Annotated in this window: 14 protein-coding genes; 10 read left to right on the top strand and 4 right to left on the bottom strand. The window is 71.4% G+C overall.

What is annotated here, in order from left to right; all coding sequences use genetic code 11:
* Nucleotides 1-12: 12 nt before the first annotated feature.
* From OG521_37270 to OG521_37260, 3 genes are all read right to left on the bottom strand, one after another.
* Nucleotides 13-1854: a hypothetical protein gene (locus tag OG521_37270; protein WUW26115.1), complete on the bottom strand. Its 1842-nt coding sequence runs from the start codon at nt 1852-1854 to the stop codon at nt 13-15.
* The gene (locus OG521_37265) at nt 1851-2912 is read right to left on the bottom strand and encodes a MoxR family ATPase (protein WUW26114.1); all 1062 of its coding nucleotides are present in this window, start codon (nt 2910-2912) and stop codon (nt 1851-1853) included. Before OG521_37265 ends, OG521_37270 begins: the two co-directional genes overlap by 4 nt.
* 105 nt (nt 2913-3017) lie before the next feature.
* Entirely contained in the window at nt 3018-3458 is a 441-nt protein-coding gene (locus OG521_37260) for a GNAT family N-acetyltransferase (GenBank protein WUW26113.1), read from the bottom strand.
* A gap of 267 nt (nt 3459-3725) precedes the next feature.
* Here OG521_37260 and OG521_37255 point away from each other — a divergent pair, with 267 nt between their 5' ends.
* On the top strand, nt 3726-4298 hold the full coding sequence (locus tag OG521_37255; GenBank protein WUW26112.1) for a GNAT family N-acetyltransferase: 573 nt from the start codon (nt 3726-3728) through the stop codon (nt 4296-4298).
* Nucleotides 4299-4402: 104 nt separating this feature from the next.
* On the opposite strand, the gene OG521_37250 is transcribed toward OG521_37255, so the two are convergent.
* On the bottom strand, nt 4403-4909 hold the full coding sequence (locus OG521_37250) for a cupin domain-containing protein (protein ID WUW26111.1): 507 nt from the start codon (nt 4907-4909) through the stop codon (nt 4403-4405).
* Between the two features lie 138 nt (nt 4910-5047).
* On the opposite strand from OG521_37250, the gene OG521_37245 reads away from it, so the two are divergent.
* The 9 genes from OG521_37245 (at nt 5048) to OG521_37205 (ending at nt 14576) form a co-directional block, all read left to right on the top strand.
* Nucleotides 5048-5482 (top strand): Rrf2 family transcriptional regulator, encoded by a 435-nt coding sequence (locus tag OG521_37245; GenBank protein ID WUW26110.1) that lies wholly within the window; start codon nt 5048-5050, stop codon nt 5480-5482.
* Nucleotides 5479-6399: a DsbA family protein gene (locus OG521_37240; protein WUW26109.1), complete on the top strand. Its 921-nt coding sequence runs from the start codon at nt 5479-5481 to the stop codon at nt 6397-6399. Before OG521_37245 ends, OG521_37240 begins: the two co-directional genes overlap by 4 nt.
* A gap of 577 nt (nt 6400-6976) precedes the next feature.
* Nucleotides 6977-8551: an ABC transporter substrate-binding protein gene (locus OG521_37235; protein ID WUW26108.1), complete on the top strand. Its 1575-nt coding sequence runs from the start codon at nt 6977-6979 to the stop codon at nt 8549-8551.
* Between the two features lie 39 nt (nt 8552-8590).
* Nucleotides 8591-9619 carry an ABC transporter permease gene (locus OG521_37230; GenBank protein ID WUW26107.1) on the top strand — a complete coding sequence of 343 codons (1029 nt, stop codon included), beginning with the start codon at nt 8591-8593 and terminating at the stop codon, nt 9617-9619.
* Between the two features lie 3 nt (nt 9620-9622).
* The gene (locus OG521_37225; protein ID WUW26106.1) at nt 9623-10513 is read left to right on the top strand and encodes an ABC transporter permease; all 891 of its coding nucleotides are present in this window, start codon (nt 9623-9625) and stop codon (nt 10511-10513) included.
* Between the two features lie 17 nt (nt 10514-10530).
* Nucleotides 10531-11400: an ABC transporter ATP-binding protein gene (locus tag OG521_37220; GenBank protein ID WUW26925.1), complete on the top strand. Its 870-nt coding sequence runs from the start codon at nt 10531-10533 to the stop codon at nt 11398-11400.
* Entirely contained in the window at nt 11397-12266 is an 870-nt protein-coding gene (locus tag OG521_37215) for an ABC transporter ATP-binding protein (GenBank protein ID WUW26105.1), read from the top strand. Before OG521_37220 ends, OG521_37215 begins: the two co-directional genes overlap by 4 nt.
* An 81-nt stretch (nt 12267-12347) precedes the next feature.
* Nucleotides 12348-13706, top strand: coding sequence for an NtaA/DmoA family FMN-dependent monooxygenase (locus OG521_37210; protein ID WUW26104.1), 1359 nt, complete (start codon nt 12348-12350; stop codon nt 13704-13706).
* Between the two features lie 69 nt (nt 13707-13775).
* Entirely contained in the window at nt 13776-14576 is an 801-nt protein-coding gene (locus OG521_37205) for a lysophospholipase (protein WUW26103.1), read from the top strand.
* Nucleotides 14577-14579: the final 3 nt, after the last annotated feature.

The following is a 14579-nucleotide window of genomic DNA, read 5'->3' as shown; positions in this document are numbered from 1 at the left end:
ACCCTCTCGGGATCAGTTGAGCCGGAAGACCGGCCCGCGGGGTGTGAACGGCAGGGAGGCACCCTGCGGGATGAGGAAGGCGTGCTCGCGCCGGATCCGCAGGGTGTCGCACCAGCCGTCGGTGATGAGGAGCAGCGGGGCCGTCGGCGGGAAGTCGTCGGCGCGCCGCAACAGGTCGACTCCGGGCTGGAGTTCGGTGCCGCCGCGGCCCCGGACCCTGACCCGGCCGGCGATCTCGGACGGCGGCAGATAGCCGGCGTCGTAGGCTGCCGCGTCGCAGAAGACGACGCGCGCCGCCGGTACGTCGCGGGCCTCCGCGTACGAGGCGATGGCGCCGAGGGCCTTGCCGAGCAGGACGGTGCTCATCGAGCCGGAGGTGTCGAGGACGACACCGAAGGTGCAGCGGGCCGTCTCCTCGGGCGGGAAGCAGCGGCCCGCGCGCGGGATGTCCGGTGTCGACGCCTGCCGCCGTGCCGGCCGCGCGTAGGACCGTACGGGCTCGGGGCGCGGGACGAACTCGTCGAACCAGCGGGCGAGTTCCGCGTCCCACGGCACGGGCGGGTGGGCCAGGGCCCGGATCTCCTGGACGAGTCCGGCGGGGAGCAGGCCGCGCTCGCCGTACCGGTGCAGGTCGAAGCCCTGGACCAGCCCGCGCCGGTAGAACTCGTCCAGGTCGGTGTACGCACGCGCCTTCGCGTGCGGCAGCGGCTCGTCGAGGATGTCGCCGGTGCCCCTGCCCCTGAGCGTCGCGAGGCGGCGCCGCAGGCGCAGGTCGCCCGCGATACGGTCGTACACCTCCTCGGCGGACAGGCCGCGCAGTTCGGGGTCGTACAGCAGCCCTTCGGGCATGTCGCCCACGCGCATCTGGACGAGCCAGTCGTTGACGACGTAGTCCGCGGCGACGTTGAAGAGGAACGAGTCGCGGCTGCCGCGGCGTTCACCGTGGCGCAGCGCGGCGTGCAGCATCTCGTGGGCGAGGACGAAGCGCCATTCCTCGTCGGTGAACGTGCGCAGCGGGTTGACGTAGATCTCGCCGGCCGCGGGGCTCACCGCGGCGACGGCGATGTTCTGCGAGCGGGCCAGTTCGGCGTCGGCCACGACGGTGAGGCCCGCGGCGATCCCGCCGAGCAGGGGGTAGGAGGAGACGAACCAGTTCAGGGCCCGGTCCCAGGGGCGTTGTGGTGCGCGCACCCCGGTGATGCTGTCCCGACGGCCGCCCGCCACGTCCATGGCGGCGGAGACGCTGCGGGTGAGCGCGTGGGCGAAGGCCGTCTCCCAGTCCGGCACGGCGGAGTTGTTCCAGGTCCGCCAGGTGGTGAGGACCTGGTCCGGGTGCGTGCCCGCGGTACCGCAGTGCTCGTACGCGGCGGGGATGCCGTCACGGCGCCAGCGTGCGGCGAGCTGCTCCTCGTCGCCACCGGGGTAGGAGTCCGGCAGGTCGGTGGGCGGACGCCCGGTGGGGTGCGTGAGCAGGAAGCGGTTGACGACCACGCAGCGCGCCGCGAGGTCGAACCGGTCGGGCTGTTCGCGCGGGTCGTCCGCGGAGGCCGGTACATGTCCGAAGCCCAGATGCAGCAGGCAGTGGGCCAGGGCCCAGGCCCACTCGGCCGGATCCGCCCGCTTGGCGGGGTGCAGGTGGAGGGTGCCGTTGGACGTGACGGCTGCCAGGCCCCCGGCCGGGGTCAGATCGCAGCCGGTCCTTCTGCACACGGATGCCTCGACGCCGGCGAAGGCGGGGTTGCGCTTCGCCATGGCGAGCCCGGCTGCGAACGCCTCGGTGGCCGGGTCGGAGGTGCCACCCGTGCCACCCTTCCCTCCCTTGCCGTTCCCGCGCCGGCCGGCGGCGGGGGTCATCGCCGCGCCTCGACGAGTCTCGGCATGTCGCGTGCGGCGTCGACGAGGAACCAGGCGGGCAGCACCGGCAGGCCGTCGGAGTCGTCCGCGATGACGGTCTGCGCGACCTCGACGGAGATCTCGGCCAGTTGCACGAGCAGCGACTTGGCCCGGTAGGAGGTCTGCCGCATCGCCGGGGACACGTGTTCCTTGCGCCGCGGCAGTTCCTTCACCAGCCGTCCGCGGAACGCCTCGGCCAGGTAGTAGAGCAGGTCGCGGTCCTCCGGTCGGGCGGGCCAGGAGGCGTCTCCCTTGAGGATCGCCTCGATGCCGAAGGTGTGGCGCACGATCTTGGCGTAGCCGCAGAAGGAGACGGCGTGGGTGGGTGTCAGCGTGCCGTGCACGACGACCTTCAGCGTCTCCTCGTCGATGTCCGGCCCGAAGGAGTGCAGGGCGTCGGACAGCATGTGCCAGGACCGGGGTGTGGAGAACGGCTCCTCGGTCTTGGGCGGCTGCGACCAGAGGTGGTCGGGCCGGTCGACGAGGTAGTCCGTCACCCACGGGTGGATGCCGTTCTCCCCCGCCCACACCAGCCAGTCCGCCGCCGAGGCCCGCAGATGGACGTGGGTGAGGCGGTTGACGAGCGCGGAGGCGATGGGCCGCGCCAGCGCGTTGTCGGTGGCGCGGTTGCCGGCTCCGATGACGATCGACCCGGCGGGCAGCTCGTACGACCCGATCCGCCGGTCCAGGATCAGCGAGTAGAAGGCCTTCTGGACGTCGGGGGTGGCGGCGTTGAGCTCGTCGAGGAAGAGGCAGTACGGCTCGTCGCGGGCGATGGCCTCCGGCGGGCAGAAGACGGAGCGCCCGTCGCGGATCTGCGGGACACCGATGAGGTCCTCCGGCGCGAGCTGCGTTCCCAGGAGGCTGACGCACTCCATGCCCAGCGCGTCGGCGAACTTCCGTACGAGCGACGACTTCCCGATCCCGGGCGCTCCCCAGAGGAACACGGGCCGCACGGTCGCGAGCCCGAGGAGCAGTTCGGGGATCTGGGCGGGAGTGACGGTGACGGCGGCCTGCACGCTGAAGGGGTCCTTAGAGCCGGGGAGTCGGAGTCCGCCCAGTATGCGGAGGCCGGATGATGCGCGCAGCCCAATTTCGTCCGGCGCGGAACGGGGACGAACGGGCTAGGAGAGGTAGCGGCGGAAGCCTTGCGCCAGTGCCTTGAAACCACATGCTTCGTAGAAGGTGTGGACGTACGCGTCGTCCGCCGCCAGCAGCTGGATCTTGTAGCAGCCCGCCGTCTCGCCCAGCCGGACGGCGGCGTCCATCAGCAGCCGGCCGACACCGTGACGCCGGAAGGAGCCGGCCACCACGACGTTCTCCACGAACAGGATGGCCCGTCCGCCGCGGGTGAGGTTCGGCATCACGAGGCAGTCGGCGGTTCCGGCCACAGCACCGTCGGCATCGGCCACCAGGACGGTACGTCCGCCCTGCCGCGACATGTCGGCCCACACGGCAGCCGCAGTCGTCCGGGACAACGGGGCGTCGTCGGGGTTCAGTTCGCTGTAGAGGGTCAGCAGATCCGGCAGATCGTCTTCGGCCGCTGTCCGCACGATGATCGTCATGTAGGGAGCCTAATTCGTGCGACGAGGCTCTCCACAGCAGCCGGGAGATCAGGTCCCGCATGTGTTCCGTGACATCGAACGTGACGCGCAGCCGGCGGCCGCCCTGTCGAAGGACAACGCCTGCGCGTTACGGGCCATATGGCCATCCGCCACGTCCGCTTCGGGCCTGTCCCGCGGTCCCCACGGACCGGCGCGCCGCACCGGAATCGACGCACCGCGCGAGCCGTCCTGGGCACGGCCTCCCTCTCCCCGTGTCAGGGTGACGTCATGACCATTGAAGTGCGCCCGGCATCGGACTTCGACGATGTCCGCACCCTCGTCGGCCCGAAGTCACCGGCCGCCAACGTCTGCTTCTGCCTGAGCCACCGCATCCCGTCCGCCCTCAACAACGAGCTCCGCGGACCGGCGCGGGCAGAGTACGTGGCCGAGCTGTGCCGCAAGGAGCCCCCTCCCGGCGTGCTCGCCTACGACGGCGACGAACCGGTCGGCTGGGCCGCGGTCGCGCCGCGCGCGGACACCACGTTCGCGCGCAGCCGCAGGATTCCGCACATCGACGACCTGCCCGTCTGGTCGCTGTGGTGCATCCGCGTGCGGCCCGGTCACCGGAAGCAGGGGATCTCGCACGCCCTGATCACGGGAGCGGTGGAATTCGCCCGCACCCACGGCGCGCCGATGATCGAGGCCTATCCCCTCGACAACCGCGGCGCCAAGGCCGACCTGACGATGGCGTACGCCGGGCTGCGGAAGAACTTCGAGCGCGCCGGATTCACCCACGCCTCCGACACCACGTCCGTGCTGGCGGGACATCCCCGGGTCCTGATGCGTCTGGATCTGCGCTGATGGTTCGTCAGCACCGACCGGGACCGCCACGTTCTCGGGCCGGCAACCCGTCGCTCCCGCCCCGCAATGGCCGAGCTGGTGCCCCGCTAGAGGCACCGCCCCGCTCAGTCCTCGTCGGCCGGAAGGGCGTACAGCCTGGGCAGGTTGACGACGATCGCCTCCTGGGTGCTGCGGGCGATGACGACCACGGCCTCCTCGGCGGGGTCGGGGTTCTCCTCGCGGTGCGGGACGAACGGGGGGACGAAGATGTAGTCGCCGGGCGAGGTGCGCAGCCGTACCTCCTCCGGTTCGTCGCCCGATCCGTCGAGGAAGACGAACTCGGGGTGGCCGCTCACCACATGGATCGCGGTCTCGGACTCGCCGTGGTGGTGGTCGGAGGACGAGGTCGCGGGGGCCACGTGGGTCTGGCCCATCCACAGTTTCTCGGAGCCGACGGTCTTTCCGCTGATGGCGGCGAACCTGCGCATGCCTCCGGTCTGGGCGGTGTCGCCGTCCAGGGCGTCCGCACGGATGTGGTGCACGCGGGTGCGCAAGGGCGCGTCCGGGCGGCCCGGGGTGTCGTGGAGGTGGGGGTGGAAGCCCTCACCGGGGGTCGTCAGCGGCTCGCTCATGGCAGGGACGCTAGAGGGGCGCCGAAAAGGATGTCAAGAGGTGTCCATTGCGTTTCACCTGCGGCAATGTTCCCGCAATGAACGGGCGGAATGGCGGGAAACCCGGGTGTGGGGCGGGCCTTCGTGCATGATGTGGGCATGCATATCTCCGCGAAGGCGGACTACGCCACGCGGGCCCTCCTGGAGCTCGCCCGTGAGCCTGGCCGTCCCCTGACCTGTGAGGCCATCGCATCCTCGCAGGAGATCCCGTTCCGGTTCCTGAAGTCCGTGGTGGGCGAGTTGCGCAGAGCAGGCCTGGTGCGCAGCCAGCGCGGCTGCGAAGGCGGTTACTGGCTCGGCCGTCCGGCCGGTGAGATCTCGTTGCTGGACGTCGTGCGCGCTGTCGACGGCGAGGTGATCACTCTGCGCGGCGACTCGCTGGCCGGGCTCGACTATCCCGGGCCCGCCGTGGCCCTGCCCGGGGTGTGGCGCCGGGTCGAGGCGGAGGCCGCGGCGGTCCTCGGTGGTCTCACGCTGACGTCGCTGCTGTCCGAGGGCGTGCGCGAGCGGACGACCGGGGTCGGTGTCTCGTGACGGGGTCGCCGCACCCGTCCCCGGTGGTGGAGGTCGTCGAGTACACCGATCCGATGTGCCCGTGGGCCTGGGGGTCGGAGCCCGTGTTCCGCAGGCTGCGGGCGGCCCTGGACGGGCGGGTGCGCTGGCGGCGTGCGTACGCGATCCTCTTCGACCACGACGACGACCCGCCGCCCGACCCGGCGGCCGAGACCGCCTGGTACGCGCGGTACGTGGAGGAGATCACCGCACACACGCTGGCGCCCCGGGCGGTCCGGCTGAGCCGGGTCGCGGCCAGTTCCTGGCCCTCCTCGCTGGTCGCCGGGGCTGCCGAGCTCCAAGGGGCCGCCGTGGCCGAGCGGGTGCTGCGGCGGCTGCGGGAGAGCGTGTTCGTACTCGGTGAACCGGCGGACACGCTCGCACGCGCGCTGGCCGCGGCGCGCGGTGTCCCGGGGCTGGATCCCGTACGGCTGGAGTCCGATGCCGCGTCCGCCGCCGTGCTCGAACGGGTCCGCGCGGACCGGGCCGAGGCGCGCCGGCCGGTGCCCGAGGTGCTGTCCGTGCAGGACGCGTCACCGCATCCCGGTGCCGCCCGGACGACTCTCGACGGCGGCAGCCGCTACGCGCTCCCGACTCTCCTTTTCCACTCCCCCGCCGGCTACCGCGCGGTGCCCGGCTGGCGACCCTTCGCCGCGTACGCGGCGGCGGTTGACGCCTTGTGTCCCGGGCTGCTGAGCGACCTCGCGCCGCTCCCGCCGGACGAGGCCCTGGAGCACCATCGCAGCCTGACCGGTCCCGAGGCGGAGCTGCTGGCGGAAGGCGGCCGGGCGCCTTCGCACGCGGTCCGGGTCGACACCGGAAACGGCCCGCTGTGGCTGCATCCCCAAGAGGCCGCGGTGCACCCCGCCACCACCCCCTGGGCAGCAACAGGGCTCTGACCTGCGGTCAGAGCCCGTCCCACCGAATGAGACACCGATTGGTGTCCATTGACAGACGCCCCGGACGGCCAGCAGGATGAGCCCATGCTCACGACGCACCCCGGTGTGGAGTGCCGATACGTGGATCTTCGGCGCACCTCCAGCGCACTCTGTCGCTGACCGCCCACCGCTCCGATCCGCAGGCGCCGCCTGACGCCCGCCGGCAGCACCGACTGCCCGCTGCCGCACCGGGCCGCACCTGCCTCGCGCCTTCGCCTCCGTGCCCTCTCCCGTGCACGGAATGTCGTGATGTTGCCGCCCCGAGGGACCTCAACTCCCCTTCGGGAAAGCTCTCGTCCGGCACTCCCACCCCCTGTGGTGCCGTCGCCCCGTTCGGGACCCTCACACGTGTGCACGTGCACGTCTGTGGGCCTGCGTGCCCGTGTGCGCTCGGGGTGTGACGGTCCGTCCCGGTGCGGTTCCGTATCACCGTCTCCCTCCGGCCGGTACCGCCCCGGTCCACTTCCGCCCGCCCTCCAGCCGCCTCCGCGGTCCGGCCTGCCCTGAACCGGGCGGGGCCTCGTACAGAGAGATCGAGATGTCTCCACGACTCAGCACCTTCCGCACCGGACCGGGTATCCGGCCCTCCCGTCGGGCCGGCAGCCTGCGTACCGCCGCCCTCGGGAGCGCCCTCGTCGCCCTGATCACACCCGCCCTGAGCGCCTGCGGCGGTGACGTCTCCGCGTCGTCCGGTGGCTCCACACTGAAGTGGGCCTCCTCCTACTTCCCCGGCCACTGGGACCCGGTGGTCTCGGGGAGCGGTGCACAGTTCCGCGAACTCGCCTTGGTTTATGCCTCGTTGACCCGGACTGACGAGAGCGGCAAGGCCGTTCCCGACCTTGCCGAGAGCTGGAAGTACAACGCCCGCGGTGACCTGATCACCTTTCACCTACGTCCCGGCCTGAAGTTCAGCGACGGCGAACCGGTCGACGCTACGGCGGTCAAGGCGGCCATCGAGCGGGCCAAGAAGCAGAAGAACTCCGCCCTGTTCGGAGATCTGACCTCGATCAGGTCGGTCGAGGCCAAGGGGCTGGACGCGGTGCTCCACCTCTCCCAGGTCGACTACCAGATTCCGCAGCTGCTCGGTGAGCGCGTGCTGCAGATCGCGAGCCCCAGGGCGGCGAAGGACCCGGGCAAGCTGGACCAGAACCCGGTCGGCGCGGGACCGTTCGTCGTCAAGCAGCTGATCCCCGGCACCAAGGCCGTACTGACGAAGAACCCCGGCTACTGGGACGCGAAGAACATCCACATCGACGATGTCGAACTGAGCTCCGCCCCCGATGCCTCGACCGTCGTCTCGGGCCTGCAGACCGGTGTGTACAACTTCGCCGACCTCGACCCGAGTCAGGCCGACGCCGCGAAGAAGGCCGGCCTCGACGTCTTCTCCCAGCCCGGCTTCAACGCCTCCAACATCAGCCTCAACATCAACAAGGCGCCCTTCGACGACGACCGGGTCGTCGACGCCGTGCGCCACGCGGTGAACCGCCAGGAGTTCGTCGACAAGCTGACGTTCGGCTACGGCGAGGTGACCGACCAGCCGTTCCCGAAGGGGTACGTCGCCTACGACCCGGAGTCGGCGGACCGCTACCCGTACGACCCCGCGAAGGCGAAGCAACTGCTCGCCGACGCCGGTCACAAGGCCGGTGACATCAAGTTGAACCTGGTCATCCCCTCGGAGGACCCGCAGGCCGAGATCGTCCAGTCGCAGCTGGCCGCGGTGGGCATCACCGTCACGATCAAGATCGACAAGAACTGGGCCACCCCGTTCTTCGCCAAGGACCTGACGTTCTCGCTGTATTCGACGACGGGTCGCGACTCCGCCGTACAGACACTCACCGCCCACTTCGGCCCCAACGGTCCGCTGAACCTCAGCACCCCGTACGAGCCGTCCGGCTTCGAGGCGGCCGTCGTCAAGGTCCGCCGCACGCCGCTGGACGCAACGGACTACACCGAGACCCTGCGGGAGGCGACCCGGGCGGGCCTGAAGAGCAAGGCGCTGGTGTTCACGTACTCCTCGCCGAACCTCTTCGCCAAGAGCAAGCAGGTCTCCGGCCTGCCGAAGAACCCCGCCCACATCGACTGGACCGGTGTGACCCTCTCCGGCGGCAGCTGACACCCACTCACGGAAGAACAGAAGAGAGGAGGCAGACCCATGACGACGAACGTTCCTCAGGCCGGACCCGTCCGCCGCGGTTCCGTGGCCACGGCCAGGGCCCGGCACGCGGCAGGCCGCGTCCTGGCGGCTCTCGCCCGGTCGGTCGCGATCTTCGTGCCCGTGTTCCTGGTCGCGACGTTCGTGACGTTCGCCCTGCGGTCGATGAGCGGACTCAGCCCGGCACGCATCCAGCTGGGCGAGGAGGCGACGCCCGAGGCCATCCACCGGATCGAGGCCCAGTGGGGCCTCGGCAAGCCCTTCCTGACGCAGTACTGGGACTGGTTCTCCGACGTCCTGCACGGTCAGCTCGGCACCAGCTGGGTCAACGGCGCCGACATCTCGACGCTGATCGGACTCGGCCTGGGCGTGAGCCTCTCGGTCGCGACGTTCGCGCTGGTCATCGGGGTGGTCGCCGGCTTCGGGCTGGGCACCCTGGCGGCGCTGAAGCGCACCACGGCGGTCGACCGGGCGATCACCGGCTTCGTCACCGTGATCTCGGTGATGCCGGCCTTCGTCGTCGGCATCGTGCTCGTCGCGGTCCTGGCGGTCGGTCTCCATCTGTTCCCCTCGGCCGGCTACATCCCGGCCGAGCAGGGCGTCGGTCCCTGGCTCGCGCACATCACCCTGCCCGCACTCGCGCTCAGCTTCGACGTCATCGCCGACGTCGCCCGCCAGCTGCGCAGCAGTCTCGTCGCGGCGTACGACGAGAACTACGTGACGGGCGCGGTGGTACGGGGGCTGAGCCCGCGGCGCATCTTCTTCGGCCATGTCCTGCGCAACGGTCTCGGTCCCGCGCTCGCCACCCTCGGCCAGAAGTTCCCGGCGCTGGTCGGGGCGTCCGTCGTGACGGAATGGATCTTCGGCCTGCAGGGCTTCGGCCGGTTCGCCAACGACTCCGCCCAGGCCGGCGACGTGCCCGCCGTGCAGGGGGTCCTGGTGGTGTCGATCGTGCTGGTCGTCTCCTTCAACCTGATCATCAATCTGGTGCTGGCACGTGTGATGCCGGCATCACAGCGGGGGGTGTGACCCATGGTGCGCCGCGTTCTCTCACTCACCACCGGCCGGATCGCCGTCGTCATCCTCGCGGTCGTCGCACTGCTCGCCGTTCTCGGCCCGTGGATCGCTCCGCAGGATCCGCTGGCCACCAGCGACAACGCGCTCTCGGCCGTGTCCGGCGCCCACTGGCTGGGCACCGACTACCTCGGCCGCGACGTGTTCAGCCGGCTCCTGGACGGTTCCCGCGTCAGTGTCCTCGGCTCGCTCGAAGTCGCGCTGATGGCCCTGGCCGTCGGGGCGGTCCCCGGCATCCTCTCGGTGTATCTCGGCCGGGCCTTCGAATGGTTCACGCTGCGGCTGGCCGACACACTGGTCGCGCTGCCGTTCCTGCTGTTCGCCATCGCCGTGATCGCCCTGCTGGGCAACGGCATCACCCAGGCCATGCTCGTGACGGGCGCGCTCGTCTCGCCGCTGTTCTACCGGGTGGCCAGGGCGGCCACGCTCGCCGTGGCCCGCTCCCCGTACGTGGAGGCAGCGGTCATCTCGGGGGCCTCCGTCGGATGGATCGTACGGCGCCACGTCTGGATCAAGGTGCTCCCGCCGATCGCGGTCGCGCTCGCCCAGACCATCGGCGTCGGCTTCGTCATCGTGTCGAGTCTGACGTTCCTCGGCATCGGGGTGCAGCCCCCGGCACCCACCTGGGGCGGGCTGCTCGCCTCGGACCTGGGCTACCTCAGCCACCAGCCCTGGGCCCCGGTGGCGCCCGCACTGCTGATCATGATCACCGTCTGGGCCTGCAACCTCCTCGCCGACGCCATCCGTGACGTCTCCGGCGAGGCCGGCCGGGCGCTCGTCAACCGGCGCAGGGCCCGGGCCAACCGCCTCGGCAGGACCGGTCCCGTTCCCACCGGAGGTTCACTGTGACGACGCTTTCGCAGAACATCGTCACCCGACACGCCGAACGCACCGTCACCGCCGACGGAGCCGTACCGGCGGCCGAGCCGGTGCTTGCCCTGCGCGACGTACGCATCAGCGACCGGGTCACCGACCGGGAGATCGTGCACGGCGTGAGCTTCGAACTCGCCCCGGGCAACGCGGTCGGCATCGTCGGCGAGTCCGGCAGCGGCAAGACGCTGACCTGCCGGGCCGCACTCGGCATCCTGCCCCCGCACTTCGACGTCTCCGGCGGCTCCATCGAGATCGCCGGAACCGACATCGCGACCCTGACACCGAGCCAGTGGACCGGTCTGCGCGGCTCCACGATCGGCGCCGTCTTCCAGGACCCGGCGTCCTATCTCAACCCGTCGATCCGGGTGGGTGCCCAGATCGCCGAGGTGCTGCGGGCCAAACTCGGGCTGAAGCGGCGCGAGGCACGGCACCGCGCCGTCGAACTGCTGCGGGCGGTTCGGCTGCGCGACCCGGAGCTGGTCTACGGCCAGTACACGTACGAACTCTCCGGCGGCATGCTCCAGCGCGTCCTGATCGCGGCGGCCATCGCCGTCGAGCCGCGCACGCTGATCGCGGACGAGGCCACGACCGCGCTCGACGTCACCGTCCAGGCCGAGATCCTCGACCTGCTGGCCGAGCTGCGCGAGCGGACCGGTCTCGCGCTCGTCGTCGTCTCCCACGACCTGGCCGTCGTCGCCCAGCTGTGCGACGAGGTCCTGGTGATGCGGCAGGGCGTCGTGGTGGAGCGCGGCCCGACCCGGTCCGTCCTGCACGATCCGCAGCACGCGTACACCCGGCTGCTGATCGACGAGCACCACCAGTACGGCCTGGAGAAGTTCCTCGCACCGAAGGAGTCGTCGTGACCACGGAGACCGCGGACGCGCGGACGGACACCCCCGCGGAGGTCGCCGGCCCCGTCCTGGACATCGCCGGGCTGGAGGTGCGCTACGGCCGGGGCCGCCGGCGCCGACGCGCCCTGCACGACGTCACGCTCGGCGTCTCTTCCGGCGAGACCGTCGGGCTCATCGGCGAGACGGGCTCCGGCAAGTCCACGCTCGCCCGTGCCGCGCTCGGGCTCGTGCCACTCTCCGCAGGCACCATCCGTATCGGCGGCGAGGACGTGAGCGCGTACGGCCACCGCCAGTGGCGCGCGCTGCGGCGCCGCGGCGTGGTCCAGTACGTCTTCCAGGACCCGCTGCGCAGCCTCGATCCGGACCTCACCGTCGAGGACTCGCTGACCGAACCGCTGCTCATCCAGGGCGTGCCGCGCAAGGAGGCGGCGGCCAGGGCCCGTTCGTTCCTCGACCGCGTCCACCTGGCCGCCGACCTGCTGGAGCGGCTGCCCGGGGAACTCTCCGGCGGCCAGCGGCAGCGCGTCGCCGTGGCCCGGGCGCTCGTCACCGAACCGCGGCTGGTCATCCTCGACGAGCCCGTCAGCGCGCTGGACTCCGCCAACCGCGTCCAGGTCCTGGAGATCCTCAAGGAGCTCCGGGACACCGGGGTGGCGCTCGTACTGATCTCCCACGACCTGGGGTCCGTGGCCGGGACCGCCGACCGCATCGCCGTCCTCTACCGCGGAGAGCTCGTCGAGGTGGGCGCCGCCCGGGACGTCATCAACCACCCCCGGCACGCCTACACCCGGCTGCTCGTCAGCTCGGCCCCGACCCTGCGCACGGGTCCCGCCGACCGGTCCGAACGCGAAGCCCTGCGCGCCCTGCTGAACGCCTGACCGGCCCGGAATCCGGACCCCCGTCCACACACACGTCCCGGACCGCCCGCCCTTCGCTGTCCGCCCCCGAAAGGAACACCCATGTCCCGCACGATCCATCTCGCACTGCACCCGTACGGCGTCGGAGGCCCGGGCCAGCACGGCCTCTGGAAGGACCCGCTCGTAGCGAAGAACTCCAGCATCGACATCAACTACTACATCCAGCAGGCCCAGGCCGCCGAACACGCGCTCTTCGACGCGCTGTTCGTCGTCGACAGCCAGTTCATCAACGACACCTACCCGTCGCACTACCTCAACCGGCTGGAACCGCTCACGCTGCTGTCCGCGGTCGCCACCCACACCAGGCACATCGGCCTGGTCGGCACGGCGAGTTCCACGTACAACTCGCCGTTCAACCTCGCCCGCCGGTTCTCCTCCCTCGACCACATCAGCGGCGGGCGCGCCGGGTGGAACGTCGTCACCAGCTTCGACACCGGCACGTCCAGGAACTTCGGCCTGGACGAACACCTCGACTACGCCACCCGGTACGGCCGCGCCCTGGAGTTCGTCCAGGTCGCCCGCGGTCTCTGGGACTCCTACGAGGACGACGCCTTCCCGGCGGACGTGGCACGTGACGTGTTCCTCGACCCGGCCAGGCTGCACGGGCTCGACCACGTCGGAGAGCACTTCAAGGTGGCCGGCCCGCTCAACCTCTCCCGTTCGCCCCAGGGCCAGCCGGTCATCTTCCAGGCGGGGGTCTCCGCCGAGGGGCGCGACCTGGCCGCTCGGGTGGCCGAGGGCATCTACGCGCCGGGCGGTTCCCTGGAGCAGGCGCAGGAGTACTACGCCGACATCAAGACGCGTACCGCCGCCTACGGACGCAACCCCGACCACATCAAGGTCTTCATCCACGGCGGCCCGATCGTCGGGGCGACCGACGCGGACGCCAGGCGGCGCGAGCGGGAGATATTCGAGGAGGACAACGACTTCGCGCGCAACCTCGCACTGCTGGGCCGCTCCTTCGGCGCGTACGACTTCAGCGTGCACGACCTGGACGCGCCGTTCCCGGACATCTCCCACCTCGCGGAGAAGGGGGGCCGGACCGGGGCGGCGAAGCTCATCGAGCGCGCCCGGACCGAGAACCTGACCCTGCGCCAGGTCGCCGAGTCCGTCAACGCGTTCCGCAGCTCCCCGTTCGTCGGCGCTCCGGAGACCGTGGCCGACACGATCGAGCGGTGGTTCGATGCCGGCACCTTCGACGGGATCAACCTCGCCTTCCGGAACAACGACGACCTCGGCCGTTTCGTGGACGGTGTGGTGCCGCTCCTGCAGAAGCGCGGCCTGTTCCGCACGGAGTACGAGGCCGACACGCTGCGCGGCAACCTCGGGCTGCCGGTGCCGGACAACCGCCACACCCTGGCGCGCGCGTCCGAGCCCGAGCCGGAGCTCGTGCACGACTGACCGCCCCCGGTCCACGGCGACGCAGCCGTGCCCCCGCCCCCACCGCACCCGAACCAGCAGGAGTCCGACATGCCCGAGTACACCGACCACTTCGGCCCCGAGGGCCTGCGCACACGCGGCACCGTCCTCGTGGTGCCGGGCCGGGGCGAGACCCGCGCGGCCTACGCCCGTTTCGGCCGGCGCCTGGCCGCCGACGCCTACCGCGTACGCGTCGTCGACGCACCCGGCCTCGGCTCCGGCGGTCTCACCGCGGCGCTGACCCGGTTCGGCGCGGAGCTGGCGGAGGCGGCAAACGGCACCGCCGCCGGCGACGACGGCGTCGTCCGTCCGGTCGTGGTGGTGGGCGCCGACTCGGGCGCCGCGGCCGTGGCCGCGCTGCTCGGTCCGACCGCGGCCCGCGGCACCTGGCGGCCGGACGCGGTCGTCCTCGCGGGCCTCCCCGGCCTGGCGTCCACGACGGCCGGGACGTGGGAGCAGGAGCTCGACGTGCGTACGTCCTGCCCCGCCCATCGCCACACGCTCAGCCAGGATTCCGGGGTGCGGCGGGGATCGCTCGGGGAGCCGGTCCCGGAAGCGCTGCTCGCGGCGGCCTACGCCGGCGAGAGCGGCGACGGGTCGGACGCGAGCGCCGCTGTCCCGACCCCGACCCTGATCCTGGTCGGGGACGAGGACCCGCTCGCCGACCACTCCGCACTGGCCGGTACGGCGAAGTCACGCTCCCGGGCCCGCCTCTCGGTGGTCCGCGGCGGCCACCACGACGTGCTGAACGATCTCCAGCACCGTTCCGTGGCTGCCGAGACCGTCACCTTCCTGGAGACCGTGCGCAACGAGCTGACGCCTGTGATCGCGGTGGAGTCCAGTGCCTGGTGACCG

The organism is Streptomyces sp. NBC_01463 (assembly GCA_036227345.1).
Classification (GTDB): domain Bacteria; phylum Actinomycetota; class Actinomycetes; order Streptomycetales; family Streptomycetaceae; genus Streptomyces.
The sequence above is the reverse complement of the archived record's forward strand: the minus strand, read 5'-3'. Positions and strand labels throughout refer to the sequence as shown.

Bases quoted from the DNA above. Each gene is read 5' to 3' on its own strand.
- OG521_37270 (WUW26115.1), bottom strand. From the start codon at position 1,854: ATGACCCCCGCCGCCGGCCGGCGCGGGAACGGCAAGGGAGGGAAGGGT.
- OG521_37260 (WUW26113.1), bottom strand. From the start codon at position 3,458: ATGACGATCATCGTGCGGACAGCGGCCGAAGACGATCTGCCGGATCTG.
- OG521_37255 (WUW26112.1), top strand. From the start codon at position 3,726: ATGACCATTGAAGTGCGCCCGGCATCGGACTTCGACGATGTCCGCACC.
- OG521_37250 (WUW26111.1), bottom strand. From the start codon at position 4,909: ATGAGCGAGCCGCTGACGACCCCCGGTGAGGGCTTCCACCCCCACCTC.
- OG521_37245 (WUW26110.1), top strand. From the start codon at position 5,048: ATGCATATCTCCGCGAAGGCGGACTACGCCACGCGGGCCCTCCTGGAG.
- OG521_37235 (WUW26108.1), top strand. From the start codon at position 6,977: ATGTCTCCACGACTCAGCACCTTCCGCACCGGACCGGGTATCCGGCCC.
- OG521_37230 (WUW26107.1), top strand. From the start codon at position 8,591: ATGACGACGAACGTTCCTCAGGCCGGACCCGTCCGCCGCGGTTCCGTG.
- OG521_37225 (WUW26106.1), top strand. From the start codon at position 9,623: ATGGTGCGCCGCGTTCTCTCACTCACCACCGGCCGGATCGCCGTCGTC.
- OG521_37210 (WUW26104.1), top strand. From the start codon at position 12,348: ATGTCCCGCACGATCCATCTCGCACTGCACCCGTACGGCGTCGGAGGC.
- OG521_37205 (WUW26103.1), top strand. From the start codon at position 13,776: ATGCCCGAGTACACCGACCACTTCGGCCCCGAGGGCCTGCGCACACGC.